The organism is Alkalibacterium sp. m-11, assembly GCF_054658155.1.
This window is the reverse complement of record NZ_BAAGIR010000186.1, coordinates 1-3,118: the sequence shown is the minus strand read 5'-3', so window position 1 is coordinate 3,118 and position 3,118 is coordinate 1. Positions and strand designations below refer to the sequence as shown.

The following is a 3,118-nucleotide window of genomic DNA, read 5'->3' as shown; positions in this document are numbered from 1 at the left end:
TTAGTTTCACTAAACCAACTGGCAGAGTCTGCTTACTTAAGATATTGAACCGCCGTATACGGAACCGTACGTACGGTGGTGTGAGAGGACGGTAAATAAATTAATTATTTACCCCCTACTCGATTGAACAGGAATCATAGGGCTGTGAGGAGATAACATCTGAGGCCTACTTAAGTCCGAAACAGGTCGAAGCTTACAATAAATGTCCGAAAAAAAAGCCCAGTCACAGGGTGATGGGCTTTCAGTCAGCTTGTCCAGAAGGTTAGCGGTCTTTCAGCCGACTGCCACCCCGGGGTGTAAAGGAATAGTACTTGAAGCACCATAAGGCACTCAAGCCGATAAGTATATAAACGATACGTGTTCCCCATTCTTCAGCATTGCCGAATAAGGTTTCTACAGCATTGAACCCGAACAAACCGATAAGTAATAGATGAATGCCGCCGATGATAAGTAATGTCAGTGCCGTGCGGTCAATTATTTTCAAAATGAGCTCCTCCTAAATGTTCTTATATTATAATCATACGAAATTTAATGAAAAATGTCGATTGTTTCTCATTGAGCAGGGAATAATTTTAACCTGCCCCTATGAAAAGGTGAAAATGGATAAAAAAAAGAAATTAAAGTGGGCTCATAAACACTCTATGTTATACTGAAAAAGTAAAATCGGAAGTGATGTGTAATCACTTCCAGAAACTTGTGTCCAGTTAAATGGATCAGTCTATCATCATCAGCAGGAGGGGTAAAAAATGGTAAAAAGTGATATCGAAATAGCTCAGTCAACAGATATGTTCCCGATTGGAGACATTGCTCAGAAATTAGGAATCGAAGACAATGCTCTTGAACATTACGGCAAGTATAAAGCGAAAGTGGATTACAGTGCACTACATAATCATGCGGGGAAAAACGGCAAGCTGATCCTGGTGACGGCTATCAATCCGACTCCAGCTGGAGAAGGGAAAACCACGACCTCTGTAGGTCTGGGAGACGCGCTTCAGAAAATTGGCAAGAAAACAGCCATTGCTCTGCGTGAACCCTCGCTTGGACCGGTTTTCGGAATCAAAGGTGGGGCTGCTGGCGGTGGATACGCTCAGGTGATTCCAATGGAAGACATCAACCTTCATTTCACAGGTGATATTCATGCCATAGGGGCTGCCAACAATCTGGTAGCGGCGATGATCGATAATCACATTTATCAGGGAAATGAACTGAATATAGATCCGAGACGCGTGACTTGGAGACGGGCAATGGACATGAATGACCGTCAGCTCCGCTCGATCGTCAGCGGAATCGGCGCTCGAACGAACGGGATGCCAAGAGAAGACGGGTTTGATATTACCGTTGCTTCTGAAATCATGGCTGTGTTGTGTCTGTCCAGTTCAATGGCTGAAATGAAAGATAAACTGAGAAACTGTCTGATCGGTTACACCTTCGATAATGAACCAGTGAAGCTGGGAGAACTTCAAGCTGAAGGAGCGGTATCGGCGCTGCTTAAAGATGCGCTCAAACCGAATTTGGTTCAGACTCTGGAACATACGCCGGTATTCATCCACGGCGGACCATTTGCCAATATCGCTCATGGCTGTAACAGTATGCTGGCCACAAAAATGGCATTGGCTCATGCAGACTATGTCGTAACCGAAGCGGGCTTCGGTGCTGATCTGGGAGCTGAAAAGTTCATCGACATCAAATGCCGCATGGGGAATATCAAACCCGATGCAGTGGTCATTGTTGCTACGATCCGTGCGCTTAAAATGCATGGGGGAGTAAAGAAAACGGATCTGGATCAGGAGAATACGCAGGCTTTGAAAAAAGGCCTACCTAACCTGCTTAAACATATAGAAAATATCCAGGAGACTTTCTCTCTTCCTGCAGTCGTTGCGATCAATGCTTTTCCTGGTGATACTCAAAATGAACTGGATGTGCTGAGGAAAGCTATTGAAGAAACGGGAAGCAAGGTTGTCCAGTCAGATGTCTGGGCCAAAGGCGGAGAAGGCGGAGTAGAACTGGCTGAAGAAGTCGTCCGAATGACCGAAGAAGAGTCTGACCTGAGCTACGCTTATGAACTGAGTGACCCGATTGAAGAAAAAATAGAGAAAATCGTCCAGTCTGTATATGGCGGAAAAGGAACGGAATGGAGCAAAAAAGCTAAGACGATGGCGAAACGTCTGGAAAAACTGGGGTATGGGGATCTGCCGATCTGTATGGCGAAAACACAGTACTCCTTGTCAGATACAGCGACTGCTTTAGGTCGCCCAACAGATTTCAATGTCAACATCAGAGATTTGACTGTGTCTGCAGGGGCGGGATTCATCGTCGTCCTGACAGGAAATATCATGCGTATGCCTGGTCTTCCGAAAGTGCCTTCTGCGGTACATGTGGATGTGGACGAAAACGGCAAAATTTCCGGACTGTTTTAGGAGGCTTAGGAATGAACGAACTGACGATTGAAGGCTATCTGACTGAACTCGGGAAGAAAGAAGGAACACCGGGAGGAGGAAGTGCCGCTGCTTACATTGCTTCAATGAGTGCTGCTCTTGTTCGCATGGTAGCAGATATTCAGAAAGACAAGAAGGCCTATGCTGATTATTCAGAAGAGATTACACAGGCTCTGGAAGCGTCACATGATTTGAGAAAAGCATTTGAACAGCTGGCAAAAGATGATGCAGTTGCTTTTGAGCCTGTTCAGATGGCATACAAGCTGCCCAAAGGTAATGAAGATGAAAAAGAAAGACGCCAGAAAGAAATTCAGAAAGCTATTAGAGGCGCTGCTCAGCCACCTCTTGAGATGCTTGAAAAAAGTCACGACTTGATCGATCTGATCGAGCAGCTGACCCGCATGAAAATGAGAGGGACAATCGTGAATGATCTGATGGTGGCGACATTGTTTATGGGGACAGTACTTGAAACAGCTGTCTTGAATGTCACGATAAATACGAAACTTCTTTCAGATAAAAATGAAAGAAATGAACTTGAGAAGAAAGCAATCGAGCGCCTGTCAACCGGTAAACAGCGAATCAGCCAGCTGCGTCAGACCATCGAATATTTTCTGGAAAAAAATGAGTGGCCGGAATCTATTTAGGGCACAATGGTGAACAGGGCATGGGGAGAAACGTGCTGT

The 3,118-nt window shown here is 45.3% G+C and carries 3 protein-coding genes; 2 read left to right on the top strand and 1 reads right to left on the bottom strand.

The genetic code is table 11. The features are described from left to right. Window positions 1-262: 262 nt before the first annotated feature. On the bottom strand, window positions 263-484 hold the full coding sequence (locus tag ACYQ2O_RS11370) for a DUF378 domain-containing protein (protein WP_346024958.1): 222 nt from the start codon (window positions 482-484) through the stop codon (window positions 263-265). Window positions 485-746: 262 nt separating this feature from the next. Here ACYQ2O_RS11370 and ACYQ2O_RS11365 point away from each other — a divergent pair, with 262 nt between their 5' ends. Together ACYQ2O_RS11365 and ACYQ2O_RS11360 are read left to right on the top strand one after the other, a co-directional pair. Then, complete coding sequence (locus ACYQ2O_RS11365) at window positions 747-2,417, top strand: formate--tetrahydrofolate ligase (protein WP_459770893.1); 1,671 nt, start codon at window positions 747-749, stop codon at window positions 2,415-2,417. Window positions 2,418-2,428: 11 nt separating this feature from the next. Further along, complete coding sequence (locus tag ACYQ2O_RS11360; protein ID WP_459770891.1) at window positions 2,429-3,079, top strand: cyclodeaminase/cyclohydrolase family protein; 651 nt, start codon at window positions 2,429-2,431, stop codon at window positions 3,077-3,079. Window positions 3,080-3,118: the final 39 nt, after the last annotated feature.

Excerpts from the sequence above, each read along its gene's own strand:
- ACYQ2O_RS11365 (WP_459770893.1), top strand. The coding sequence starts at position 747 with ATGGTAAAAAGTGATATCGAAATAGCTCAGTCAACAGATATGTTCCCG.
- ACYQ2O_RS11360 (WP_459770891.1), top strand. The coding sequence starts at position 2,429 with ATGAACGAACTGACGATTGAAGGCTATCTGACTGAACTCGGGAAGAAA.